This window comes from Arthrobacter sp. TJ-178 (assembly GCF_058269275.1).
Genome location: NZ_JBZCNK010000004.1, coordinates 271,012 through 294,857, shown reverse-complemented (window position 1 = coordinate 294,857; position 23,846 = coordinate 271,012). Strand labels below are relative to the sequence as shown.

Annotated in this window: 22 protein-coding genes and 2 tRNA genes; 16 read left to right on the top strand and 8 right to left on the bottom strand. The window is 64.6% G+C overall.

What is annotated here, in order from left to right:
* Positions 1 to 77 precede the first annotated feature (77 nt).
* A complete protein-coding gene (gene ettA / locus AC4D2Q_RS13005) occupies positions 78 to 1,760 on the top strand; it encodes an energy-dependent translational throttle protein EttA (protein WP_490946834.1) in 1,683 nt (560 codons plus the stop codon).
* Between the two features lie 74 nt (positions 1,761 to 1,834).
* On the opposite strand, the gene AC4D2Q_RS13000 is transcribed toward ettA, so the two are convergent.
* Positions 1,835 to 2,719 (bottom strand): acyl-CoA thioesterase, encoded by an 885-nt coding sequence (locus AC4D2Q_RS13000; protein ID WP_490946832.1) that lies wholly within the window; start codon positions 2,717 to 2,719, stop codon positions 1,835 to 1,837.
* A gap of 148 nt (positions 2,720 to 2,867) precedes the next feature.
* Here AC4D2Q_RS13000 and AC4D2Q_RS12995 point away from each other — a divergent pair, with 148 nt between their 5' ends.
* Together AC4D2Q_RS12995 and AC4D2Q_RS12990 are read left to right on the top strand one after the other, a co-directional pair.
* On the top strand, positions 2,868 to 3,347 hold the full coding sequence (locus AC4D2Q_RS12995) for an acyl-CoA thioesterase (protein WP_490946830.1): 480 nt from the start codon (positions 2,868 to 2,870) through the stop codon (positions 3,345 to 3,347).
* A complete protein-coding gene (locus AC4D2Q_RS12990) occupies positions 3,344 to 4,012 on the top strand; it encodes a DUF8185 domain-containing protein (protein WP_490946828.1) in 669 nt (222 codons plus the stop codon). Before AC4D2Q_RS12995 ends, AC4D2Q_RS12990 begins: the two co-directional genes overlap by 4 nt.
* Positions 4,013 to 4,052: 40 nt before the next feature.
* Here the strand turns inward: AC4D2Q_RS12990 and AC4D2Q_RS12985 are convergent, their stop codons facing one another.
* Entirely contained in the window at positions 4,053 to 4,496 is a 444-nt protein-coding gene (locus tag AC4D2Q_RS12985) for a globin (RefSeq protein ID WP_490946827.1), read from the bottom strand.
* Positions 4,496 to 5,182, bottom strand: a complete 687-nt coding sequence (locus tag AC4D2Q_RS12980) for a mechanosensitive ion channel family protein (RefSeq protein WP_490946826.1) — start codon at positions 5,180 to 5,182, stop codon at positions 4,496 to 4,498. The genes AC4D2Q_RS12985 and AC4D2Q_RS12980 overlap by 1 nt, the downstream gene beginning before the upstream one ends.
* Before the next feature lie 96 nt (positions 5,183 to 5,278).
* Here AC4D2Q_RS12980 and AC4D2Q_RS12975 point away from each other — a divergent pair, with 96 nt between their 5' ends.
* A complete protein-coding gene (locus AC4D2Q_RS12975) occupies positions 5,279 to 6,298 on the top strand; it encodes an NAD-dependent epimerase/dehydratase family protein (RefSeq protein ID WP_490946825.1) in 1,020 nt (339 codons plus the stop codon).
* On the opposite strand, the gene AC4D2Q_RS12970 is transcribed toward AC4D2Q_RS12975, so the two are convergent.
* Together AC4D2Q_RS12970 and pepN are read right to left on the bottom strand one after the other, a co-directional pair.
* Positions 6,295 to 6,771 carry an OsmC family protein gene (locus tag AC4D2Q_RS12970; protein WP_490946824.1) on the bottom strand — a complete coding sequence of 159 codons (477 nt, stop codon included), beginning with the start codon at positions 6,769 to 6,771 and terminating at the stop codon, positions 6,295 to 6,297. The two genes, AC4D2Q_RS12975 and AC4D2Q_RS12970, sit on opposite strands and share 4 nt — an antisense overlap.
* A 139-nt stretch (positions 6,772 to 6,910) precedes the next feature.
* Complete coding sequence (pepN, locus tag AC4D2Q_RS12965; protein ID WP_490946823.1) at positions 6,911 to 9,463, bottom strand: aminopeptidase N; 2,553 nt, start codon at positions 9,461 to 9,463, stop codon at positions 6,911 to 6,913.
* Positions 9,464 to 9,684: 221 nt separating this feature from the next.
* Between pepN and AC4D2Q_RS12960 the strand changes: the two genes are divergently transcribed.
* Both AC4D2Q_RS12960 and AC4D2Q_RS12955 read left to right on the top strand, forming a co-directional pair.
* Entirely contained in the window at positions 9,685 to 10,161 is a 477-nt protein-coding gene (locus AC4D2Q_RS12960) for a ribose-5-phosphate isomerase (RefSeq protein ID WP_490946821.1), read from the top strand.
* On the top strand, positions 10,161 to 11,048 hold the full coding sequence (locus AC4D2Q_RS12955; protein ID WP_490946820.1) for an Fpg/Nei family DNA glycosylase: 888 nt from the start codon (positions 10,161 to 10,163) through the stop codon (positions 11,046 to 11,048). Before AC4D2Q_RS12960 ends, AC4D2Q_RS12955 begins: the two co-directional genes overlap by 1 nt.
* Before the next feature lie 24 nt (positions 11,049 to 11,072).
* On the opposite strand, the gene AC4D2Q_RS12950 is transcribed toward AC4D2Q_RS12955, so the two are convergent.
* Both AC4D2Q_RS12950 and AC4D2Q_RS12945 read right to left on the bottom strand, forming a co-directional pair.
* The gene (locus tag AC4D2Q_RS12950; RefSeq protein ID WP_490946819.1) at positions 11,073 to 12,854 is read right to left on the bottom strand and encodes an NTF2-like N-terminal transpeptidase domain-containing protein; all 1,782 of its coding nucleotides are present in this window, start codon (positions 12,852 to 12,854) and stop codon (positions 11,073 to 11,075) included.
* A gap of 176 nt (positions 12,855 to 13,030) precedes the next feature.
* Positions 13,031 to 13,101, bottom strand: a tRNA-Gly gene (locus AC4D2Q_RS12945).
* A 140-nt stretch (positions 13,102 to 13,241) separates the two neighbouring features.
* Between AC4D2Q_RS12945 and AC4D2Q_RS12940 the strand changes: the two genes are divergently transcribed.
* The 6 genes from AC4D2Q_RS12940 (at position 13,242) to AC4D2Q_RS12915 (ending at position 18,546) form a co-directional block, all read left to right on the top strand.
* Positions 13,242 to 13,315 (top strand) — tRNA-Pro (locus AC4D2Q_RS12940).
* 55 nt (positions 13,316 to 13,370) lie between these two features.
* A complete protein-coding gene (gene tig / locus AC4D2Q_RS12935) occupies positions 13,371 to 14,750 on the top strand; it encodes a trigger factor (RefSeq protein ID WP_490946817.1) in 1,380 nt (459 codons plus the stop codon).
* A 294-nt stretch (positions 14,751 to 15,044) separates the two neighbouring features.
* Positions 15,045 to 15,665, top strand: coding sequence for an ATP-dependent Clp protease proteolytic subunit (locus AC4D2Q_RS12930; protein ID WP_104054784.1), 621 nt, complete (start codon positions 15,045 to 15,047; stop codon positions 15,663 to 15,665).
* 48 nt (positions 15,666 to 15,713) lie between these two features.
* The gene (locus tag AC4D2Q_RS12925; protein ID WP_490925854.1) at positions 15,714 to 16,385 is read left to right on the top strand and encodes an ATP-dependent Clp protease proteolytic subunit; all 672 of its coding nucleotides are present in this window, start codon (positions 15,714 to 15,716) and stop codon (positions 16,383 to 16,385) included.
* Between the two features lie 165 nt (positions 16,386 to 16,550).
* On the top strand, positions 16,551 to 17,843 hold the full coding sequence (clpX, locus tag AC4D2Q_RS12920; RefSeq protein ID WP_400928123.1) for an ATP-dependent Clp protease ATP-binding subunit ClpX: 1,293 nt from the start codon (positions 16,551 to 16,553) through the stop codon (positions 17,841 to 17,843).
* Positions 17,844 to 17,928: 85 nt separating this feature from the next.
* Positions 17,929 to 18,546 (top strand): mycothiol-dependent nitroreductase Rv2466c family protein, encoded by a 618-nt coding sequence (locus AC4D2Q_RS12915; protein ID WP_490946816.1) that lies wholly within the window; start codon positions 17,929 to 17,931, stop codon positions 18,544 to 18,546.
* A 79-nt stretch (positions 18,547 to 18,625) separates the two neighbouring features.
* Here the strand turns inward: AC4D2Q_RS12915 and valS are convergent, their stop codons facing one another.
* Positions 18,626 to 21,268, bottom strand: a complete 2,643-nt coding sequence (gene valS, locus AC4D2Q_RS12910; RefSeq protein ID WP_490946815.1) for a valine--tRNA ligase — start codon at positions 21,266 to 21,268, stop codon at positions 18,626 to 18,628.
* Positions 21,269 to 21,380: 112 nt separating this feature from the next.
* Between valS and AC4D2Q_RS12905 the strand changes: the two genes are divergently transcribed.
* The 4 genes from AC4D2Q_RS12905 to AC4D2Q_RS12890 all read left to right on the top strand — a co-directional run bounded on the left by AC4D2Q_RS12905 (position 21,381) and on the right by AC4D2Q_RS12890 (position 23,761).
* Entirely contained in the window at positions 21,381 to 21,764 is a 384-nt protein-coding gene (locus AC4D2Q_RS12905) for a DUF488 domain-containing protein (protein ID WP_490946814.1), read from the top strand.
* A gap of 39 nt (positions 21,765 to 21,803) precedes the next feature.
* Positions 21,804 to 22,370, top strand: a complete 567-nt coding sequence (locus AC4D2Q_RS12900) for an NUDIX hydrolase (protein WP_490946813.1) — start codon at positions 21,804 to 21,806, stop codon at positions 22,368 to 22,370.
* A gap of 1 nt (position 22,371) precedes the next feature.
* A complete protein-coding gene (locus tag AC4D2Q_RS12895) occupies positions 22,372 to 22,878 on the top strand; it encodes a GNAT family N-acetyltransferase (RefSeq protein ID WP_490946812.1) in 507 nt (168 codons plus the stop codon).
* Between the two features lie 124 nt (positions 22,879 to 23,002).
* Positions 23,003 to 23,761, top strand: a complete 759-nt coding sequence (locus tag AC4D2Q_RS12890) for an SDR family oxidoreductase (RefSeq protein WP_490946811.1) — start codon at positions 23,003 to 23,005, stop codon at positions 23,759 to 23,761.
* Positions 23,762 to 23,846 lie beyond the last annotated feature (85 nt).

The following is a 23,846-nucleotide window of genomic DNA, read 5'->3' as shown; positions in this document are numbered from 1 at the left end:
CCGGCCAGCTGTACCCCGTGAAGGGACGCCTGCGGTCAAATGGCACTTATCGCCGTTGACCCACTAGCCTTGAACGTATGGCGGAATTTATCTACACGATGACCAAGGCCCGCAAGGCTGTTGGCGACAAAGTTATCCTCGACGACGTAAGCATGTCCTTTTTCCCAGGTGCCAAGATCGGCGTGGTGGGTCCCAACGGTGCGGGTAAGTCCACCATCCTCAAGATCATGGCCGGCCTGGACACCCCCTCCAACGGCGAGGCCCGGCTCAGCGCCGGCTACTCCGTGGGCATCCTGCTCCAGGAACCGCCGTTGAATGAGGAAAAGACCGTACTCGGCAACGTCCAGGAGGGCGTTGGCGAGATCTATGCCAAGATTCAGCGGTTCAACGAAATCTCTGAGGCAATGTCGGAGCCCGATGCGGACTTCGACAGCCTGCTGGATGAAATGGGCAAGCTGCAGGAAGCCATCGACGCTGCCGACGCCTGGGACATCGATTCCCAGCTCGAGCAGGCCATGGATGCCCTCCGGTGCCCGCCGGCCGATGCCGACGTCACCCTGCTCTCCGGCGGTGAGCGCCGCCGGGTGGCACTGTGCAAGCTGCTGCTGCAGAAGCCGGACCTGCTGCTCCTCGATGAGCCCACCAACCACCTGGACGCCGAAAGCGTGCTCTGGCTTGAGCAGCACCTTTCCGCCTACCACGGTGCTGTTCTGGCCGTGACCCACGACCGGTACTTCCTGGACCACGTGGCCCAGTGGATTGCTGAAGTGGACCGCGGTCACCTGTACCCGTACGAGGGCAACTACTCCACGTACCTGGAGAAGAAGCGCGCCCGTCTGGAAGTCCAGGGCAAGAAAGACCAGAAGCTGGCCAAGCGCCTCACCGAGGAACTGGACTGGGTCCGTTCCAACGCGAAGGGCCGCCAGACCAAGTCCAAGGCGCGCCTTGCCCGCTATGAGGAAATGGCAGCCGAGGCAGACCGCACCCGCAAGCTGGACTTCGAAGAAATCCAGATCCCGCCGGGACCGCGCCTGGGTTCGCTGGTGCTGGAGGCCAAGGACCTGCAGAAGGGCTTCGGCGACCGCCAGCTCATTGACGGCCTGTCCTTCTCGCTGCCGCGCAACGGCATCGTCGGCGTGATCGGCCCCAACGGTGTGGGTAAGTCCACGCTGTTCAAGACCATCGTTGGCCTGGAAGAGCTCGACGGCGGTGAACTGAAGATCGGTGACTCCGTCAAGATCTCCTACGTTGACCAGTCCCGCGGCGGCATCGACCCGGAGAAGAGCCTGTGGGAGGTTGTGTCCGAAGGCCACGACTGGATCCAGGTCGGCCAGGTGGAAATGCCTTCCCGCGCCTACGTCTCCGCCTTCGGGTTCAAGGGCCCGGACCAGCAGAAGAAGGCCGGGGTGCTCTCCGGTGGTGAGCGCAACCGCCTGAACCTGGCGATGACCCTGAAGCAGGGCGGAAACCTGCTCCTGCTCGATGAGCCCACTAACGACCTGGACGTGGAAACCCTCTCCAGCCTGGAAAACGCCCTGCTGGAATTCCCGGGCTGCGCCGTGGTTGTCTCTCACGACCGGTGGTTCCTGGACCGGGTGTCCACCCACATCCTGGCCTACGAAGGCACCGAGGAAAACCCGGCGAACTGGTACTGGTTCGAGGGTAACTTCGAGGCCTACGAGCAGAACAAGATTGAGCGGCTGGGCCCGGATGCGGCAACACCGCACCGCGTGACCCACCGCCGTCTGACCCGCGACTAGTCAGACCCGCTGGACAAAAAGAACCCGCCCCGTGTACGCACGGGGCGGGTTCTTTTTGGTTCAGGTCCGGGATGTTACTGCTTTTCCGGAACGCGGAGCATGCCTTCCTGGGCAACCGTGGCAACGAGTTCTCCGGCGCGGTTGAAGATTCGCCCGCTGGCCAGGCCCCGGGCTCCGGAAGCGCTCGGCGATTCCTGGACGTACAGCAGCCAGTCGTCCATGCGCAGGGGCCGGTGCCACCACATGGCATGGTCCAGGCTGGCAATGGACATGCCCGGGGTGGACCAGGGCAGGCCGTGCCGCCGCAGGATGGATTCCAGCAGCGTGTAGTCACTGGCATAGGCGAGAGCGGCGCGGTGCAGATTCTGGTCATCGGGCATGGGGCCGAACGTCTTCATCCATACGGCGTTGCGGGCCACCCGTTCCGGTGCGGCTTCAAAGTACACGGACTTTTCCACGTGGCGGATGTCCATGGGCCGCTGATGGGACCAGGCCTTGGCTACGGGGTGGTCGATGCCTTCGAGCAGCTCCGCCGTGGTGGGCAGGGACTCCGGCTCCGGAATGCCTTCCGGCATCTCAACCTGATGGTCCAGGCCCTCATCGGGTTCCTGGAAGGATGCAATCAGGGACAGGATGGGCTTGCCGTTCTGGTAGGCATGCGTCCGGCGGGCTGAAAAGGACCGCCCGTCCCGCAGGCGCTGCACGCCAAAAGTGATGGGAATCTCAGTGTCTCCCGGGCGCAGGAAGTAGCCGTGCATGGAGTGCATCAGGCGGCCGGGTTCCACGGTGCGTGCCGCGGCAATGAGTGACTGGCCCAGCACCTGTCCGCCGAAGACGCGTTTGCGCGGCTCCGGTTGGGATCCGCCCACAAAGATGTCTTCGTCGGTCTGCGCGCCGTCGGCAGGGCTGAGGTTCAGCAGGCTCAGCAGGGAAGCAGTGGGATCGGCGGTGTCAGCCATGGGTGGTTAGTCTCCTAGGACAAATTTCATGCGGTGGTGAAGGCCCCGGAAAGCGCCCGGGCCCTCTTCGAGGTTAGACGTTCCCGCCGGTTCGGCCCAAGCCGGACAGGAATGCACTGCAGCCTGCAGGGTTTGAGAGGATAGGTGAATGCCTATCAACCGTTTCCCCCTCCAATTGCGCTTTGGCGACGAGGATTCCAACGGGCACGTGAACAACGTGCGCTTTGTCCAATTCCTGGAAGAGGCGCGGGTGCGCCTGGGTCTGCTGCCGCTGGGTGCGGATTTGTCGCCGGATAATCCGGCTGAGAGCTTCCGTTCGGTGACGTCCCGCACCGGGATGACGCTGGTGGCCCGCCAGGAAATCGAATACCGCGCCCCGCTGGTTTACCGGCCGGAACCTGTCTGGGTTGAAGTGTGGGTGACGGGCATCGGTGCTTCCAGCCTGACGTACGGGTTCCGGATTGCCGACGACGACGGCGGCAGGGTCTATGCCTACGCCGAGTGCACGCTGGTGATGGCTGATGCGGACACGGGGCGTCCGACAGCCCTGTCCGATATGCAGATCCGGGTGTTGGAGGGCTGGCGCGGGGAACCTGTTCCGTTCCGGGCGAGCGAGGTTAACCGATGACGGCGTCAACCGAGCTGGTCCTGGCGGATCCCCAGGTCGCAGCCGATCTGCGGACCTTCGTGGTCCGCGCGCGTGCCGCCGATGACGGTGCCGTGCGCCTTCAGGCCGTGGGCTCGGTGCTCGCTGCCTATGTGTGCACCCTGCGCCCGCGGGTACTGGGGGAGGATGTGCCCACCGTGCTGGGGATGCGGACCATGCCCCTGGCGTCGCCGGCGCAGCTCGACACCGCGGTGTCCCTGGCTTCCGTTGCGGACCGGCTGGCCCGCATGGGGGAGTCCGACACCGTGCTTCCGGTCCCGCCCATGACCGTCACCGAAAGCTGGACCGGGGTGGGTGCGCCCCGCAGCGGATGGGAGCGCGGGGAGGATGTTCCCCACAAGTTGCTGGAACAGGCTGCCCACCGCGGGATCAGGGAAGTGGCGGCGCTGGTTCCGGCCAGCTCCGGAGCGCCGGTGGTCAACACTGCCCGCGGCGCCGTGTGGGGCCAGCGTTTGCCGGAAGTCAGCGCGTCCATTCCGGCCGGGGCCGCGTTTGCGGCACTGACGCTGGGCTTCCTGCCTGCCAACACCGAGGGACAGGCTGCCGTCTTCCACTGCGGCCGCTGGACACGCCTGAGCATGCCGCGCGGCCATGTCCTGATCCGTTCGGCCTCCGTCCTCGGCTGACCGGGCTGACTGACCGGGCTGACGGGCGGTTTCGGGCCGGCTAGGCGGAATTGACCATGGAGTGCGCGGCTCGCTCCAGGTAATCCCAGAGCGTTGCTTCGTGCAGCGGGGAGAGCTCCAGAGTGTCGACGGCGTCGCGCATGTGCTTCAGCCACGCGTCACGGGCCTGGGGCGTGACGGCGAAGGGCATGTGCCGCATCCGCAGCCGGGGGTGTCCGCGTTCCTCGGAATACGTCTTGGGCCCGCCCCAATACTGCTCGAGGAAGCCCCGCAGACGATCCTTGGCGGCGGTCAGGTCCTCTTCCGGATACATGGGCCGCATCAGCGGATCATCGGCCACGCCGGAGTAAAAGACGTCCACGAGTTTTACGAAGGTGGCGTGTCCGCCCACGGCATCGTAGAAATTCTCCGTGTAGGCCGGCTGCGAGAACGCCGGCTGCACGGACAGCGGCATGGCGGGCCGGTTTTCGGAAGGTGTGCTCATTATGAATCTCCCTTAGCAGAGGCAGCGGCAGAGGTGGGGGCAGCGGCGGGACCGGTGTGCTCGGCGGGAGCTGCCTCCGGCTCGCGGTAGCTGCCCTGGGAACGGTTGCCGACCTTGGCCAGCTCCCCGTTGCGGATGTACCAGATGACGCCGCGCTCATCGACGATGCGGGTGATGCGGATGCCCACAGACTGCACGGTGCCGATCGTGTCGCCCACCTCAATCACGTCACCGATGCCGTACTGGTCCTCGATGGTGATGAAGAATCCGGCCAGGGCGTCGCGGATCAGTTCGCGGGCGCCGAAACCAAGGGTGATGCCCACAATTCCCACGCTCGCGATCAGCGGAGCGATGTTGATGCCGACGGCGCCGAGCACCATGATGATCACCACGGTCCAAATGCACAGGCTCACCGCACTGCGCAGGAGCGCACCGATGGTGTCCGCACGCTGGGCGCGGCGCTTCTTGTCCAGGTTCCGCATCACCGGCTGCGCCCATTTCAGCTTGGACGAGCTGAAGAGCGCGTACCCCTTCTGGGCACGCTCGACAACGCGGTTGATCAGGAACCTCGCTGCCGTCCAGACCAGCAGCCCGATCACGATAATGACTCCGGCCTCGATCAGGCCGGACCAGTCAAAGTCCTGAATGGTGATGGAAGAGGTGTCGATTTCTGCGGCGGTCAGCAACGGACGGTTACCGTCCCTTTCATTCGGGGTCGCTTGTCTGCCGTGTTGGCAAGCAAGCTGCGGGCACAGACAAGGCTACCGGGATAGGCTCCCAACATGCGCATCCTCATTCTTGGTGGAACCCGGTTTTTGTCCCGTGAAGTTGCCCGGCAGGCAGTGGCCCGCGGCCATGACGTCACATGCCTCGCCCGCGGAGAGTCGGGGCCGCCCGTCACCGGTGCGGCCTTTGTCTCCGCGGACCGGGAGGACGGCGCCGCCGCCTATGACGGGCTCGACGGAGGCTGGGACGCAGTGATCGACGTCGCCCGCAAGCCGGCGCAGGTTCAGGACGCGCTGCAGGCGCTGGCCGGACGCAGCAGCCATTGGTCCTTTGTCTCCACGTCCTCGGTGTACGCGTCCAACAGCACTCCGGGCGAGGACGAAAGTGCCGACCTGGTTCCTGCGCTGGAAGCAGTTGACGGAGTGTTTTCGGATCCGGCGGACAACGAATACGGCCGGGCCAAGGTTGCCTGCGAACTCCTGGTGCGGGATCTGGGCCCGGCGAATGTCCTTATCACCCGGCCCGGGCTGATCGCCGGGCCGGAAGATGAAAGCGACCGGTTTGGTTACTGGCCGGCACGCGTGGCGCAGGAACGCAGCCCTGTCCTGATGCCGCCCATGGCCGAGGCCATGACCCAGACCGTGGATGTGCGTGACCTGGCGCTGTGGCTGATCACCGGAGCCGAGGATGCGAGGTCGGGCACGTTCAACGTCATGGGGCCCTCTGTGCCCTTCGGCGAACTGCTGTCCCTGGCTACCGACGCCGCGGAGTTTCACGGGAGCTTCCGCACTGCGGACCCGCAGTGGCTGCATGAGCAGGGTGTTGCCTACTGGGCGGGCAGCGAATCACTGCCGCTGTGGCTGCCGCCGGAGTATGACGGTTTTTCCTCCCGTTCCAATGCCGCTGCACTGGAGGCGGGTCTTAGCCTGCGCCCCGTTGAGCACACGGTCCGCGACGTCCTGGCCGATGAGCAGGCCCGGGGGCTGCACCGGGAACGGAAGTCGGGACTGTCCGCTGCCCGGGAAACGGCGTTGCTTGCTGCGCTGGGGGAAACCGGCAACACCGGCCTGGTCTAGCCGGCCACAAGTATTTCGGGTTGGTGCAGCACCGGAAAGTTCACGCTGCGGGCAATGAAACACAGCCGGTTGGCTTCCGCGTGCAGTTCCGCGGCGGCCGCAGCTGAGCTGTCTGCTGTCACGGTGACCCGCGGCCGCAGCACCGCACCCGTGAACTCGCCGCTGCCGTCCCGGTTCAGGCGCAGGGTGCCTTCGGCGTCGTCGGAGTAGGCCACCACGGTGATGCCGTGCTTCACGGCAACGTGCAGGTAGGACAGCATGTGGCACTGCGAGAGTGCCGTGAGCAGCAGCTGTTCCGGATTCCAGCGGTGCCGGTCGCCGTGAAAGGTGGGATCGGCGGTGCCGGCCAGATCAGGCAGGCCGGCAGCGCGGATGACGTGATCGCGGCCGTAGCCCCGGTACGTCTTGGTGCCCTCGCCGCGGTTCCCCGTCCATTCCAGGGAAATTGCGTACCGGTGTTCGGAAAGATCCATGGCTCCTGGCATTTCTCGTGTGTATGAATTCGTCTGGGACAGGCCGACGGCGGTGCGCTGCAGAACAGTCCTGCGCGCACCGCCGTCGGCTTTACTTACCTGATTCTCTTACGTACCGGCTTCTGCTGCTTCCGGTCTCCTACTTGTCCGCGGCCTGGGCCTTCAAGGCACGGACCACGCCGTCGCGGCTCTCCAGCAGCAGCCGGCGCAGCGAGGGAGCCTCGTCGCCGAGGGATTCCAGGAACGCGTCAGTGGCGTCCACGGTGGCCTGCGTGGTCAACCGGGAGGGGTACAGGCCGGTGACAATCTGCTGGGCAATTTCGTGGGTCCGCGTGTTCCAGACCTCGCGCACGGACGCGAAATACTTCTCCGCGTAGGGCTCCAGCAGTGCCGTGTCATGGACGCGGCTGAAGCCGACAATGGCTGAACGCTGGGCGGCGTTGGGCATGTCCGTGCGGTCAACGATGGCCTCCCACGCGGCAGCCTTGGCCTCGGCCGTGGGCACCGCGGCGCGGGCCATGGCAGCGGCCAGCTGGCCGGTGGCCGTGGCGTCCTGCTCCAGCTCAGCGGCAATGTCCGCTTCGCCCAGACGGCCGCCGGCAACCAGTCCGGTCAGCAGTTCCCAGCGCAGGTCCGCGTCAATGTTCAGGCCTTCCAGCGTCCGGTCACCGTTGAGCAGGCCCCAGAGCGTATCCAGGTGTCCGTCCGTCACCGCGTGGCCCGCGAAGGACTTCAGGAACTGCAGCTGGGAATCGGAGCCCGGAGCCGCGGCAGCGGCCAGTTCCCACAGGCTGTCGGCGGCTGCGGCGGTCATTGCTTCCTGCTCCGACGGGGCAACGTAGAATGCCAGCGTGGTGGCGAGCTGGCGCAGCAGCACCTGGACCACTGAGGAATCGGACTCGGAACCAATGTTCTGCAGGACCAGTTCCACATAGTCGCGGGCGGGAGTCTCGCCGTCACGCGCAGCGTCCCAGGCCGAAGCCCAGACCAAGGTGCGGGGGAGTGATTCCGCGATATCCCGCAGGTGCCGGACAGCGGTGTGCAGGGACTGCTCATCCAGCCGGATCTTGGCGTAGGCCAGGTCATCGTCGTTCAGCAGCACCAGGTCCGGACGTGCCCGTCCAACGAGCTCCGGAACGTTAGTGCGTTCGCCGTCGATATCCAGCTCCACGCGGTGGGTGCGGTGCAGCTGGCCGTCCTCGCCGGTCTCGTAGAAACCGATGGCCAGCCGGTGCGGCCGCAGGGTCGGGTACTCGGCCACAGCGCTCTGGAGGACAGCGAACGAGGTGATGACGCCGTCGTCGTCCACGTCCAGTTCCGGGCGCAGGGTGTTGACGCCGGCGGTCTCCAGCCACAGCTCGGACCATTCCTTCAGATCGCGGCCGCTGGCGGTTTCCAGTTCCGAAAGGAGGTCCTTCAGCTCGGTGTTGCCCCAGGCATGCTTGCCGAAGTACTCGCGGACACCGGCCATGAACTGGTCCTGGCCCACCCAGGCCACCAGCTGCTTGAGCACTGAGGCGCCCTTGGCATAGGTGATGCCGTCGAAGTTCACCTGCACGTCTTCCAGGTCGCGGATTTCGGCGACGATCGGGTGCGTGGTGGGCAGCTGGTCCTGGCGGTAGGCCCAGGCCTTCTCCATGGACGCGAACGTGGTCCAGGACTGCTTGAACTCGGTTGCATCCGCTGCGGCAAGAGTGGACATGAACTCGGCGAAGGACTCGTTCAGCCACAGGTCGTTCCACCAGCGCATGGTGACCAGGTCGCCGAACCACATGTGCGCCAGCTCATGCAGGATGGTCACGGCCCGGCGTTCCACGGTGGCCTCGGGGACGCGGGAACGGAAGACATAGCTTTCCAGGAAAGTCACGGCTCCGGCATTTTCCATGGCACCGGCGTTGAATTCCGGAACAAACAGCTGATCGTACTTGGCAAACGGGTACGGCGTGCCGAACTGCTTTTCGTAGAACTCGAAGCCCTGCCGGGTCAGTTCAAAGACGTTTTCAGCATCCAGGTGCTGCATGAGCGACTTGCGGGCAAAGACGCCCAGCGGAATCACTCGGCCGTCGGAGCTGGTGAGCTCGCTGCGCACCGACTGGTACGGTCCGGCGATCAGTGCAGTGATGTAGGAGGAAATGCGCGGAGTCGGCTCGAAGGACCAGGTGGCGTTCTTGCCGTCCTCCTGCAGGGAACCTGCCGCAACCGGCTCCGGAGTGGCGGAGTTGGAGATGACATCCCAGTGCGACGGCGCCGTGACGGTAAAGCGGAATGTTGCCTTCAGGTCGGGCTGCTCAAAGACGGTGAACATCCGGCGGGAGTCGGGAACCTCAAACTGGGAGTAGAGGTACACCTCGTTGTCCACCGGATCCACGAACCGGTGCAGGCCTTCGCCGGTGTTCATGTAGAAGGCATCGGCTTCAACCACGAGTTCATTGGATGCGGCGAGGTTCGGCAGGGAGATGCGGACGCCGTCGGAGACCTCGGCGGGATCCAGGTCCACGCCGTTCAGGGTGACCCGGTGGACGGCTGAAGTCACGGCGTCAATGAACGTGGACGCGCCCTGCTGTGCGGAGAACCGCACCACGGTGGTGCTGCCAAAGACTTCATCCCCGCGGGTGAGGTCAAGGTTCACGTCATAGGATTCGACGCTGATCAGTTCTGCTCGTTCACGGGCTTCTGAGCGCGTGAGATTCATACCTGGCAAGGTGATGCCTTTCCAATATGCGAAATGGTGTCCGTCGTCCCTTGAACCCCGCCTGAGGGAACCGGGCCTGACGGCTTGTGACAATTGCAACATTGTCTCACTGGTTCCCGCTCAGGAAAGAAAGGAACGCGGAAATGTTGCCGGGCGGCAGAAGTCCGGCCACCGGCTAGGCTGGAATCGCACGATTTTCCCAGACATGAAACGGATGGAACATGCGCGTCCACATTGCAACCGACCACGCGGGCATGGAACTCAGTGCCCACCTCCTGGCGCACCTTCGGGACAAGGGCTACGAGATGGTGGATCACGGCCCGCAGGTTTATGACGCCGAGGATGATTACCCGGCGTTCTGCATCGCGGCTGCCGAAGCCGTGGTGGTTGACCAGCAGAGCGGCGTTGATGCTCTGGGCATCGTGCTGGGCGGCTCCGGAAACGGCGAGCAGATTGCAGCCAACAAGGTCCGCGGCATCCGCGCCGCCCTCGCCTGGAACCTTTCCACCGCCAAGCTGGCCCGCGAGCACAATGATGCGAACGTCATTGCGGTGGGCGGCCGCCAGCACACGGTGGAGGAAGCTACCGAAATTATCGAGGCCTTCCTTGCCGAGCCCTACAGCAACGCCGAGCGCCACAACCGCCGCATCGCGAAGATTGCCGAGTACGAGACCACCGGTACCATCGCGGCGCCCTGATGCCTGAGGGGCATTCCATCCACCGGCTTGCCCGGCAGTTCACTTCAGTGTTTGCCGGGCACCGGCTGGCAGTATCCAGTCCGCAGGGGCGTTTCGCCGCCGGTGCCGAGCGTCTTGACGGCCACGTCCTGGTTGACGCATGGGCCCACGGGAAACAGCTCTTCCTGGGTTTCGACAACGACCTGTACCTGCGCATCCACCTCGGTTTGTACGGCGCCTTTGATTTCGGCGGCGACTCCACCTTTCTGGGTGCCTCCAGCATCGGTGCCCCGCGCAAGGTGGGGGAGCGGGAGATAGCCTCCGACGACGACGGCGGTGCCTACGCCGGCCCGCCCGCGCCCAAAGGGGCGGTGCGTGTGCGCCTCGTCTCGGAACACGGCTGGGCTGACCTTCGCGGGCCCACGGCGTGCGAAGTGATTACCGAGTCCGAACGTGCCGCCGTAGTTGCCCGGCTCGGGCCGGATCCGCTGCAGGACGGTTCCGACGGCGGGGACTTCGCTGCCCGGGTGCGTCGCCGGGCGTCTCCCGTGGGCCTGCTGCTGATGAACCAGGAGGTGCTGGCGGGTGTGGGGAACGTCTACCGTGCCGAGGTGCTTTTCCGGCAGCGGCTTTCCCCGTGGCGGCTGGGCAAGGATGTGCGGGAAGACGAGGCAGCGGCCCTCTGGGCTGATACAGCTGCCCTCATGCGCAACGGAGTGGCCGAAGGCCGGATCATCACCACCGCTCCTGAGGACCGTGACAGTGCGGCCGAACCGGTGCCGGTGGCAGACGCCCATTACGTTTACAAGCGCACGGGCCTGCCGTGCCGCCGCTGCGGAACGGCCGTTGCCGGCACTGAGATGGGTGCCCGGAAGCTGTACTGGTGCCCGAGTTGCCAGGAACGCTGAAGCTAAGCTCCTCCCGTCCTGCCGCTATCCCGCCAGGGCCTCAAGGAACGCCGCTGCCACGGCCACTGCGTCAGCGGAGCTTCCGGGCAGGAAGACGGCGACGGCGAGATCGCCCTGGATGGCCGCCACCCAGGCGTGGTCGGGCTTCTCCCCGCCGGTCCCAGCCGTGCCTGCCGCGGCCATGACAGGTTTGCCGGAGACGTATCCCAGGACCTCCAACTCCTCCGAGGCACCCCCGCCGGCCACATTGGCGCGCAGAATCGACTGCAGCTGTTCCGCCTCGTCGGCGGACAGTGCCGGGGTGTCGTCGGCGGACGCTGCGGGCTCAGTCTCTCCGTCCCCGGAGTCCTGCCGAGCCTCAGGGTTAAGGACCAGCACGGGAGAGACCCTGGCACCCCTGCCCACCGAGGCCGCCACGGCTGCCACGGCGAAAGGTGACGCGAGTGCCGTTCCCGGAACATCCGCGGCCGCTCTCTGCCCGGCTCCGCCGTCGGGCACTCCGCCGTAGAAGGCCGGTGTCCCCAGACCCTCTGCTGTACCCAGCCCCAGGCTCCGAGCCGCTGCCGCCAGCTCCGCATCAGCGGGAATATCAGGTTCTTCGGTTCCTCCCGCTCCGCCTGCACGGAGCCGGGCCAGCTCGGTAACCGGGAGGAGCGAACTCCCCAGGGAGTATTCGCCCAGCAAGGCAGCCTGGGTCCCCTTGCCTCCGGATGAATTGGCGACGGCCAGGACATTGCCGGTGGAGGGCTGGACTGCCACCAGTGAAGCACCGGGTGTGTCGGAAAGGAGGGCATCTGCCTGGGACTGGATCCCCAGGTCAAGGGTGGTCTCCAGGGCCACGCCGGGTTCCGCCGGTGCTTCAAAAAGAGGCGGAGAAGGAGTGTTGTCCGCGTTCAGGACACGAACGGTCACCGCGTCTGAGCCCCTGAGCTGGGGATCGTATTCACGCTGGAGTCCGGAGAGCCCGGTAAGGTCCCCCGGAGCCAGCAGACTGTCAGCGGCCATCTCATCTGTTGCGGGCCCCACCGTCCCCAACAGGTCTGCCGCAAAGCCGGGGCTGGGGCCCAGTACCTGCCTTTCCGGAAGCGCATCGGCGCCGGGAATGGTTGCGATCTCTGAATCGAAGGACGGTGACACCTTGTCCTGGCGCACGGTAGTGACTTCAACGAACTCATCGGGCCCGGCAGCCTGGACTTTTGCCGTGAGTGCGTCCGCATCCAGCCCCAGGAAGAGGGAAAGGTAAAAGACCGAAGCGGCGTACTCATGTCCGCCCAGCACCGACTTGTCCAGGCCTACCCGCCAAACCGGCCAGTCTCGCACCAGCACGGATCCGCCGGCGCCCAGAATGTCCGCACGCGTGGGCGGGGATGCCGTGCGCACCAGCCTCTGCCACGGACCAAGGTCCGGATGCACCGTGGTGGAACGGAAACGGGTTTGCCAGCCGGTGTCCCTTCCGCGTTCCAAGGTCACCGTGGTCTCGTAGCTGTAGTCCTCCGTTGACGCGTTGACGTCCCATACGTATTTCAAGGTGGCTACGGCCTCGTCGGCTGAGACTTCGTCGATTTTTGACACTGTGACGGAGGGTTTTATCTTCATGCCGGAGACCACGTACTCCAGCATGCCGTTCACGGCCTCGACGGTTGAACCGGCAAACTCGTTTCCGGTGACGTCCACGCGGGAGAGCCCGTCCGCCAGCGAGGCGACGGCTTCTTCCGGTCCGGGGTGCTCTTCAGTGGAACATCCGGCCAGCGGAAGGCCCAGGAATGAGAAGGCAAGGATGGCGGCTGTCAGGCGGTTCTTCCCCATGCGGGAAGAATAGCTGCGCGCAGGGAAAAAGGGACGGGGAAAGCCTCGAATTGCTCTGTCGGGGACCTTATTGGCCGCTTCGGGCCTGCCTGCGGTTCGTGAAGGCAAACAAAAAGGGCCCCGCACGTAAGTGCAGGACCCTTTCGAAGCCGACAATTGCCGGTTATATTTTGCTGAGGGGATGACGGGAATCGAACCCGCGTGATCAGTTTGGAAAACTGAGGCTCTACCATTGAGCTACATCCCCGGCGCCTTGAGGCAGGTTTTACCTTAGCACGGTATTTCAGCGGTTCGGAAATCCCTTCCCGAATCGGCCTCCGGGGAGGGCCGGGCCACATCAAATTGTGCACAGGGCGCTTTCTGCCGGTAGGCTGTCAGGTGCACTGACGGGGTGTAGCTCAGCTTGGAAGAGCGCCTGCTTTGGGAGCAGGAAGTCGCAGGTTCAAATCCTGTCACCCCGACTCTGTAGTACACATGGTGCAGACCCAATCCCAGAACCCTCAGGAGAACTACGCTGTGAAGAGCGCTGTAGAAAACCTCACACCCACGCGGGTAAAGCTCGTTGTGGAAGTTCCGTTTGAGGAACTGAAGCCGAGCATTGACGAGGCCTACAAGACCGTCGCCACCCAGGTGCAGGTACCCGGCTTCCGCAAGGGCAAGGTCCCCAACAGGCTCATCGACCAGCGCGTCGGCCGCGGCTACGTCCTGGAAACCGCCATCAACGACGGCCTGAACGGCTTCTACCAGGAAGCTGTGCAGGAAACGGGCATCCGTCCGCTGAGCCGCCCCGAGGTGGAAATCAGTGAAGTTCCGGACCCCGCCACCGACGAAGGCCAGCTGGTTTTCAACGTTGAGCTGGACATCCGCCCCGAAATCGAGCTCCCGGATTACTCCGGCCTCGAGGTCACCGTTGAGCCGGCTGAAGCTTCCGACGACGACGTCACCAAGGCCCTGGACGAACTCCGCGGCCGCTTCGGCACCCTGAAGTCCGTTGACCGTCCCGCCGCCGAGGGCGACTTCCTCACCATGGATCTCGTAGCCAAGGTGGGCGACGAGGAGGTCGACTCCGCTGCGGACCTGTCCTACCAGGTAGGCGCCGGCACCATGCTTGAGGGCATGGACGAAGCAGTCACCGGCCTGTCCGCCGAGGAATCCGCCACCTTCGAGACGAAGCTGGCAGGCGGCGAGCACGCCGGCGAAGACGCCACCGTCACGGTCACCATCAAGGCTGTCAAGGAGCGCGAGCTTCCCGAAGCCGACGACGACTTTGCCCAGCTGGCCAGCGAATTCGACACCATCGAAGAACTGCGCGAAGACCTGACCAAGCGTGCCGCTGAGTCCAAGCTCATGGAGCAGGGCGTCGAAGCCCGCGACAAGGTCCTGGAAAAGCTGCTGGAAATGATCGAGGTTCCGGTTCCGGAGTCCGTCATCGAAGAGCAGCTGGAACAGCACTTCAGCTCTGAGGGCGCACAGACCCAGGCTGCCGATCACGACACCGAAGAGCACCGCGCCGAAGTTCGCGAGAACACCGCCGCTGCCTTCAAGAACGAGATCATCCTTGATGCAGTTGCTGACAAGGAAGAGCTGGGAGTCAGCCAGAACGAGCTGATCGACTACATCGTGTCCGCTGCCGGCCAGTACGGCATGGATCCGAACCAGTTCGCCCAGCTGATCGACCAGAGCGGCCAGGTTCCGATGATGGTTGGCGAAGTCCGCCGCCGCAAGGCCCTCGCCAAGGTCCTGGAGCTGGCCAAGGTCACCGACACCACCGGTGCCGAGATCGACCTGACCGACTTCGTCCGCCCCGCAGGCGAAGAAGCACCGGCCGCTGAAGCTGAAACCGAAGCCCCCGAGGCCGAGGTTGCCGAAGAGTCCAAGAGCGACGACAAGGCATAGTCTCCTTCAAGAGGAGACCGTGACCCCGGGTCACTCCAGAAGCGCCGCCGGCCCTGAAAAGGGCCGGCGGCGCTTTTTTGCTGACCGGGGACGGTGTGACCGGGCTTGTCCAGCGCTGTGACGGGCATCGTGCGCCGTCAGCGAACAGTCAGCAAAACGGGAGCAGATCACAGCCGTAACAGGTTAGGGTCCTAGAAGAGATAAACGGCGGGACCAGCTGACGCGGTTAGCGGTTCTGTACCCCGCCAGAGCGAGAGGTCACTCAGTATGGCAATTGCACCCAACACACCCACAATGGCAACGGTGGACCCGGCTAGCCGGGACGACTACATCTACAATCGTCTGCTGCGTGAGCGGATCATCTGGTTGGGCTCTGAAGTCCGCGATGACAACGCCAACGCCATCTGCTCTCAGCTGCTGCTGCTCTCCGCCGAGGACCCTGAAAAGGACATCTTCCTCTACATCAACTCTCCCGGTGGATCCGTGACGGCCGGCATGGCCATCTACGACACCATGCAGTTCATCCCGAACGACGTGGTCACCGTGGCAACCGGCCTGGCCGCATCCATGGGCCAGTTCCTGCTGTCCTCGGGCACCAAGGGCAAGCGCTACGCCACGCCGCACGCACGCATCCTGATGCACCAGCCTTCCGGCGGCATCGGCGGCACCGCCTCCGATATCCGGATTCAGGCAGAACTGATCCTTCACATGAAGCAGGTCATGGCGGAACTGACTGCCGAGCAGACCGGCCAGACGGTGGAGACCATCCTGAAGGACAACGACCGCGACAAGTGGTTCACGGCCCAGGAAGCACTGGAGTACGGATTCTTCGACAAGATCTCCGCCCATGCAGGCGGCGTCACCGGCGGCGGCGGAACGGATCAGGACAAGGGCGCGGCTCCGGCCGAGGACTAACCCTCCCTTCCTCCCAGCGCACCTTTCTTAGACTTCAGGAGTAAAGCAATGAACATGAATTTTGGAACCGCAGGCGGTGCGGCACCGCAGATGCCATCCAACCGCTACGTATTGCCGCAGTTCGAAGAGCGCACGCCGTACGGCTTCAAGCGCCAGGACCCGTACACCAAGCTGTTTGAGGACCGCATCATCTTCCTGGGTGTCCAGGTAGACGACGCCTCCGCCGATGACGTGATGGCACAGCTCCTGGTTCTCGAGTCGAACGACCCGGACCGCGACATCACGCTGTACATCAACTCCCCGGGCGGTTCGTTCACGGCCATGACGGCCATTTACGACACCATGCAGTACATCCGCCCGGAAATCCAGACGGTCTGCCTGGGCCAGGCGGCCAGCGCCGCTGCGGTGCTGCTGGCAGCAGGTACGCCGGGCAAGCGCCTGGCCCTGCCGAACGCCCGCGTGCTGATCCACCAGCCGGCCCTTGGCGGCGGCGAGCGTGGTCAGGCTTCGGACCTGGAAATCCAGGCAGCCGAGGTCATGCGCATGCGGACCTGGCTGGAAGACACCCTGGCCCTGCACTCCAACCACACGTCCGAAGAAGTGAACCGGGACATCGAGCGTGACAAGATTCTCACGGCCGCCGGCGCTATGGAGTACGGACTGATCGACCAGGTGCTGGACTCCCGGAAGATCAAGACTCCGGCCATCAACCGAATGTAAGCCTCCCCAAGGCCCGCGGTGCGAAATTACGCACCGCGGGCCTTTCGGTTGCTGTATCACCGAACCAAGTGTCCTAGAGTGGAACATGGCTCCGGCCTTCGGCTGTCCCGCACGGGACGGATGCCGGCACTGTTTTAACGATGGACCATCTAAGGGGACTGAATTATGGCTCGCATTGGTGAGAGCACGGATCTGCTCAAGTGCTCTTTCTGCGGAAAGAGCCAGAAACAGGTTCGCAAGCTTATTGCCGGGCCCGGAGTCTACATTTGCGACGAGTGCATCGACCTCTGCAACGAGATCATCGAAGAGGAGCTCTCCGAGGTAGCTGATCTGGGCACCTTCGAGCTGCCCAAGCCCCGGGAAATCTTCGACTCCCTTCAGGAGTACGTCATCGGCCAGGAACCGGCCAAGCGTTCCCTCGCCGTCGCCGTGTACAACCATTACAAGCGCATCCAGGCCGGCCACGCTCCGCGCAACACCGGCAACCTGTCGGACGCAGTCATCTCCGACGACGTGGAAATCGGCAAGTCAAACATCCTCCTCATCGGCCCCACCGGCTGTGGCAAAACCTACCTTGCGCAGACTCTCGCGCGGCGGCTGAACGTTCCCTTCGCCGTCGCCGACGCCACCGCGCTCACGGAAGCCGGCTACGTGGGCGAGGACGTGGAAAACATCCTGCTCAAGCTCATCCAGGCCGCAGACTATGACGTCAAGCGCGCCGAGCAGGGCATCATCTACATCGACGAGATTGACAAGATCTCGCGCAAGAGCGAGAACCCCTCCATCACGCGCGACGTGTCCGGCGAGGGCGTGCAGCAGGCCCTGCTGAAAATCCTGGAAGGAACGGTCGCCTCCGTTCCCCCGCAGGGCGGCCGCAAGCATCCGCACCAGGAATTCATCCAGATCGACACCACCAATGTCCTCTTCATTGTTGCCGGCGCCTTCGCCGGCCTTGAGGAAATCATCGGCTCCCGGTCCGGCCGGAAGGGCATCGGCTTCGGCGCACCCCTGAACGAAAGCGCCAAGGAAGCAGATTCCTATGCCGACGTCATGCCGGAGGACCTGCTGAAGTTCGGCCTGATCCCCGAGTTCATCGGCCGGCTTCCCGTGATCACCACCGTGTCCAGCCTGGACCGCGAGGCGCTGATCCGGATCCTCACCGAACCCAAGAACGCCCTGGTCAAGCAGTACCAGCGGATGTTCCAGCTCGACGGCGTTGAACTCACCTTTGAACCGGCTGCCCTGAACGCGATCGCCGACGCAGCGCTGTCCCGCGGCACCGGCGCGCGCGGACTCCGGGCCATCCTGGAAGAGGTCCTGCTGCCGGTCATGTTTGATCTGCCCAGCCGCGAGGACGTCGCCACGGTGGTCATCACCGAAGACGTGGTCACGAACAAAGCAGAGCCCACGCTCATTTCGCAGGCCGTGGCAGCCAAGCGCCGGAACAAATCCGCCTGATCCGCGGTTGCCCCAAACAGCTGTTACTTTCAGCGGGGGAGCACCGGCCCGCCCGCTTCGTTTTTGAGACCCGAAGGAGTGTGCCGTGAGCTCACCCGATACTGCAGCAAAAGCCGACTTTTGGTTTGATCCGATCTGCCCGTTTGCCTGGGTAACCTCCCGCTGGATGGGCGAGGTGGAGCAGGTCCGCGACGTCAGCACTCAGTGGCATGTCATGAGCCTGTCCATCCTGAATGAGGGACGGGACCTGCCCGGCGACTACATGGAACGCATGAAGGCTGCCATCAAGCCGGTGCGCGTAATCACCGCTGCGAAGGAGCTGCACGGCGACCAGTACATCAAGCCGCTCTACGACGCCATAGGTACGCGGATCCACATCGGACAGAACGATGATTTCGATGCCGTCATCCGCGAGTCCCTGGAGGAAGTCGGCCTTCCGGCCGAGCTGGCCCAGTTCGCGGACAGCGACAAGTACGACACCCAGCTGCGCGCCTCGCACCAGGAGGGCATCTCCAAAGTGGGCGACGACGTCGGAACCCCCATCGTGGCCTTCAACGGCACCGCCTTCTTCGGGCCGGTCCTGACGCGTATCCCGCGCGGAGAGGAAGCAGGCCGGATGTTTGACGGAGCCGTCATGCTCGCCTCAAACCCCGCGTTCTTCGAACTCAAGCGCAGCCGCTCCGAGAGCCCGCAGTTCGACTAAAGCCCGCTGCTTCCAGCAAACAAAACGCCCGGCCGGAAATCTCCGGCCGGGCGTTCTGTTTTAACCTGTGCTGTGTCTGTTACTCGGGCGCAGGGGCCGGTTCCACCGGAGCCAGCTCCACGTCGGAGACAGCCAGTTCGCCGTCACCGGCAGCCAGGGACAGCTCGCGGACGTTGCCCGCCGCCTTGAGGTCAGCCAGGCCGGCCTGCAGCTGCGCCACCTGTGCAGCGGATGCGGTGACCGTGGCACTGAGGACCTCGGTGCGCTGCTTGACCTTGGCTTCGGACTTGGCCTTGCGGATGCCGCCCAGGGCGGTTGCCACGGTGGCGAGGATGCCGGCGTCGGCCGTTGCCACCGCGGTGGCCAGCGCGTCAACGTTCGGCCACGGTGCGCGGTGCACCGAGCCGTGGCGCCACCAGCCCCACACCTCTTCGGTGGCGAAGGGCAGGAACGGTGCAAAGAGGCGCAGCAGCGCATCCAGGGTGGTCGCCAGGGCGGCCAGCACCGATGCCTGCTCCTCTTCGCCGAAGGCTCCGTAGGCGCGGTCCTTGATCAGTTCCACGTAGTCATCCGTGAAGGACCAGAAGAAGGACTCGGTCAGCTGCAGGGCCTTGGCGTAGTCGTAACGCTCAAACGCTGCGGTGGAAGCATTCACCACTTCAGCAAGCTGCTTCAGCAGGGCGGAGTCCAGGGCGTTGGTGATCACCGAAGTGTCCGCCGTGACGACGTTCTTCTCGGTGGCACCCAGGTTCAGGACGAACTTCGAGGCGTTGAGCAGTTTGATGGCCAGACGGCGGCCGATCTTCATCTGCGCAATCTCATAGGCCGTGTCCGCGCCCAGCTTGGCGGAGGCCGCCCAGTAGCGCACGGCGTCGGATCCGTAGTCGTTGAGCACATCGGTGGGAACCACGACGTTGCCCTTGGACTTGGACATCTTCTTGCGGTCCGGGTCCAGGATCCAGCCGGAGATGGCCGCGTGCTTCCACGGTGCCGCGTGGTTGAGCGCATTGGCGCGAACCACGGAGGAGAACAGCCAGGTCCGGATGATGTCGTGGCCCTGCGGGCGCAGGTCAAACGGGAAGACCTTGCTGAAGAGGTCTTCATTGCGGCTCCAGCCGCCCACAATCTGCGGGGTGAGGGAAGAGGTGGCCCAGGTGTCCAGGACATCTGCATCACCCACGAAACCTCCGGGCTGATTGCGTGAGGATTCCTCGTAGCCCGGAGCCGGCTCGGCGGCGGGGTCCACGGGCAGCGACTCGGATGCCGGCAGAACGGGGTTGTCATAATCCGGGTTGCCCGAGGCATCCAGCGGATACCAAACGGGAACCGGGACACCGAAGAAGCGTTGGCGGGAGACCAGCCAGTCGCCGTTCAGGCCTTCGATCCAGTTTTCGTAGCGCGAACGCATGAACGCCGGGTGGAAGTCGATCTCCTTGCCGCGGGCAATCAGGGCCGCGCGGCGGTCCTCGTCACGGCCGCCGTTGCGGATGTACCACTGGCGGCTGGTGACGACCTCGAGGGGCTTGTCGCCCTTCTCGAAGAAGTTGACCGGGTGGGTGATCTTCTTGGGTTCGCCCTCGAGGTCTCCGCTTTCGCGCAGCATTTCGACGACGGCTTCCTTCGCGCTGAAGACCGTCTTGGCGGCCACGGCGGCGTAGTTTTCCTTCGCCTTTTCCGTGGTGATCCAGTCCGGGGTCTCAGCCAGCAGGCGTCCGTCGCGACCGACGACGGCGCGGGTGGGCAGGTTCAGCTCGCGCCACCAGGTGACGTCGGTCTGGTCGCCGAAGGTACAGATCATGGCGATGCCCGAGCCCTTGTCCGGCTTGGCCAGCGGATGTGCGCGCACCTCTACCTCGACGTCGAACAGCGGGGAGGTGACCTTGGTGCCGAACAGGCGCTGATAGCGCTCGTCGTCGGGGTGGGCCACCAGGGCCACGCAGGCCGGAAGCAGCTCGGGGCGGGTGGTCTCGATGAAGACCTTTTCGCCGTCCGGCGCATGGAAGCTGATGCGGTGGTAGGCGCCGGACTGTTCCCGGTCCTCCACCTCGGCCTGGGCCACAGCGGTGCGGAACGTGACGTCCCACAGGGTGGGAGCCTCGGACATGTAGGCGTCCCCGGCCTTGAGGTTCTCCAGGAAAGCGCGCTGGCTGACGGCGCGGGAGTTGTCATCGATGGTGCGGTAGGTGCGGGTCCAGTCAACGGACAGGCCCAGCGTGGAGAAGAGGTCCTCGAAGACCTTTTCATCCTCCACAGCCAGCTCTTCGCACAGCTCAATGAAGTTCCGGCGGGAAATCACGTCGAAGTCGCGCTGGTTCTTGGGTGCGGTAGCCGGCGGGCGGTAGTCCGGATCGTACGGCTTTGTAGGATCGCAGCGGACGCCGTAGTAGTTCTGCACCCGGCGTTCGGTGGGCAGGCCGTTGTCATCCCAGCCCATCGGGTAGAACACGTTCTTGCCGGTCATGCGCTGGTAACGCGCCATGACGTCGGTCTGCGTGTAGGAGAACATGTGTCCCACGTGCAGCGAGCCGGAGGCCGTGGGCGGGGGAGTGTCGATCGAGTAGACGTCCTCGCGGACGGTGTCTTCGTTGAACGCGTACGTTCCCTCATCCCGCCAGCGGCGGCTCAGGGTTGCTTCCAGCCCCTCAAGGGCGGGCTTGTCGGGGACGGATACGGTCTTGGGTTCATTGTCGGGCGTGTCTGTGCCCGGAAAGTTTTCAGCCATACTGCCATTCTTCCATGCGGGCGGGAGGGTGGGGGGAACTGTTGCGCGGTCCGGCCCGGTTCCTCCGGTGCGGCCCTGTCCGGTCCGGACCGCCCGCCGTAGCATCCGGGGTATGGAAAAGATCCAGGAAAATCCGGCTTCGATCCGCATCCGCCGTATTTATGAACCGCCCGACGGCGGCTACCGGGTTCTGGTGGACCGGCTGTGGCCGCGCGGTGTTTCCAAGGAACGGGCAGACCTGGACGAATGGGTTAAGGACCTCGCGCCAAGCACTGACCTGCGCAAGTGGTTCGGTCACCAGGAAGAGCGCTGGTCCGGATTCCAGGACCGGTACCGGGAGGAGCTTGCCGCGAATCCGGAGGTTGCGGATTTTTCCCGGGCCTGTGCCTCCCGGGCGGACACCGTGCTGCTCTACGGGGCGCGTTCCGGGACGGAGAATGAAGCCGCGGTGCTCCGCGACTACCTGTTGGGTCTGGGTCTGACCGGCCAGCCGTGACATTCGGGTGATTATTGGCCTGTGCGGCAAAATGGCAGGATGCCTCTGGAAAATCTTCTCCTCAGCCTCAGCGCGCTTCCCGAATCAGGACCGCGGGACGCATATCTGCAGTTCCTGAACGCCGCAGGGGATGCCTCCCTGCGGCGCGGCGGCGGCCCGGAACACGTCACGGGGTCGTGTTTCGTGTTTTCGCCCGACTTCGATCATGTGCTCCTGTGCTTCCACCGCAAGGGGCAGTTCTGGGTCCAGTTCGGCGGTCACATTGAGCCGAACGACGCAACAGTGGCGGAAGCCGCCCAACGGGAGGCACGGGAGGAGTCCGGAATCAGTGACCTGATCCTGCTTCCTGCCGGGTCTGCCCCCGTACTCATGGACCTTGACCGGCACGATCTGCACGGGGGCTTCTCCTGCTCAGCTCATTGGGACGTGGGATACGCAGCGGTTGTTAGCCCCGACGTCGTGATTTCGGTCAGCGATGAAAGCGAGGCCGTCCGCTGGTTCCCGGTTTCCGCAGTGCCGGCGCAGGTGCCGGCAGGTTTCGGTGCCCGTATGGAGCATGTCCGGCGCACGGCCATGTCACTGCCTGACGCCCCGGCCGGTAACTGACATGCCGGCTCCGCCTCCGACTGACCGCCTGTGCTTCCGTGAGATGACTGACGCCGACGTCGACAACATGGCCGCGTTGCTGGGGGACCCCGGGGTGATGCGCTTTTACCCTGCACCTAAGTCCCGGAGGGAAGCCGCGGATTGGATTCGGTGGAACCGGGAAAACTATGCGGAGCACGGGTACGGCCTGTGGATTGTCCAGACGCACGGTGGAGAGTTTGTCGGGGACTGCGGCTTGACCTGGCAGCAGGTAAATGCTGAGCAGAAGCTTGAGGTCGGGTACCACGTGCGCTCCGATGTGCAGGGCCGGGGGTTCGCAACCGAGACCGCCGCGGCCTGTCGGGATTACGCACGGGAACATGTTGAAACCGCTGAACTGGTAGCCATCATTCATCCGGATAATCGTGCCTCTGAGCGGGTAGCCGAGAAAATTGGAATGCGTCGCGTTGCAGATGACCGTGGCGGGTCGTCCCCGCTGGTCCGGACGGTCCTCAGCATGGAGCTGTAGCCGCACGCCCAGCCGGGTCACCGCAACACCGCAACACCGCAACACCGCAACACCGCAACACCGCAACACCGCAACACCGCAACACAGAAGCGTGCCCGGGAGGGGAAGTCGCTAGGGTGGTGCCATGACCCCTAAGCGCGCAGTAGTGACCGGAGCAAGTTCAGGAATTGGAGCGGCGGCCGTACGGGCCCTGCGGAATTCAGGCTGGGACGTGGTGGCGGTGGCCCGCCGCGGGGACAGGCTGCAGGCGCTTGCCGAGGAGACCGGTGCACAGGCCATCACCGCAGACGTGACCGACGGCGGGTCCGTGGCCCGGATGGCCGAAGAGGTGCTGGCGACCGGGGGAGTGGACGCCGTGATCAACAATGCCGGCGGAGCCTGGGGCGTGGACTCCGTGGCAACAGGAAAGCTCGGCGACTGGGAAGCCATGTACAACGTGAACGTGCTCGGAGCCCTCCGCGTCACGCAGGCCTTCCTGCCCGCGCTGCGGAGTTCCGGACAAGGCTCGGTGCTGATGCTGACCTCCACCGCGGCCCTGGCCTCCTACGAAGGCGGCGGCGGATACTGCGCCGCCAAGTCCGCTGAGCAGGCGCTCGCCGAAACCCTGCGCCTGGAAGAAGCGGAGAACAACGTCCGCGTCATCGAGATCCTCCCCGGCATGGTCAAGACGGACGAGTTCTCCCTGAACCGGCTCGGAGACAAAGATGCGGCGGAAAAGGTCTACGCCGGAGTGGAGAAACCCCTCACAGCAGAGGACGTCGCTGACGTCATGGCATACTCCCTGAACCTTCCGCACCACATCAACCTGGACAAGGTGGTGCTGCGTCCGCTGGCCCAGGCAGCCAACCACAAGGTCATCCGCCGCCAGCCGGCCCAGGCGTAACCTCCGCCGGCCCTAACCTGGACAATGCCTAACTGCCCGGGGCCTAACTTCGACAAGCCCCGGGGTGTGGCCTAAACTGGCGGAA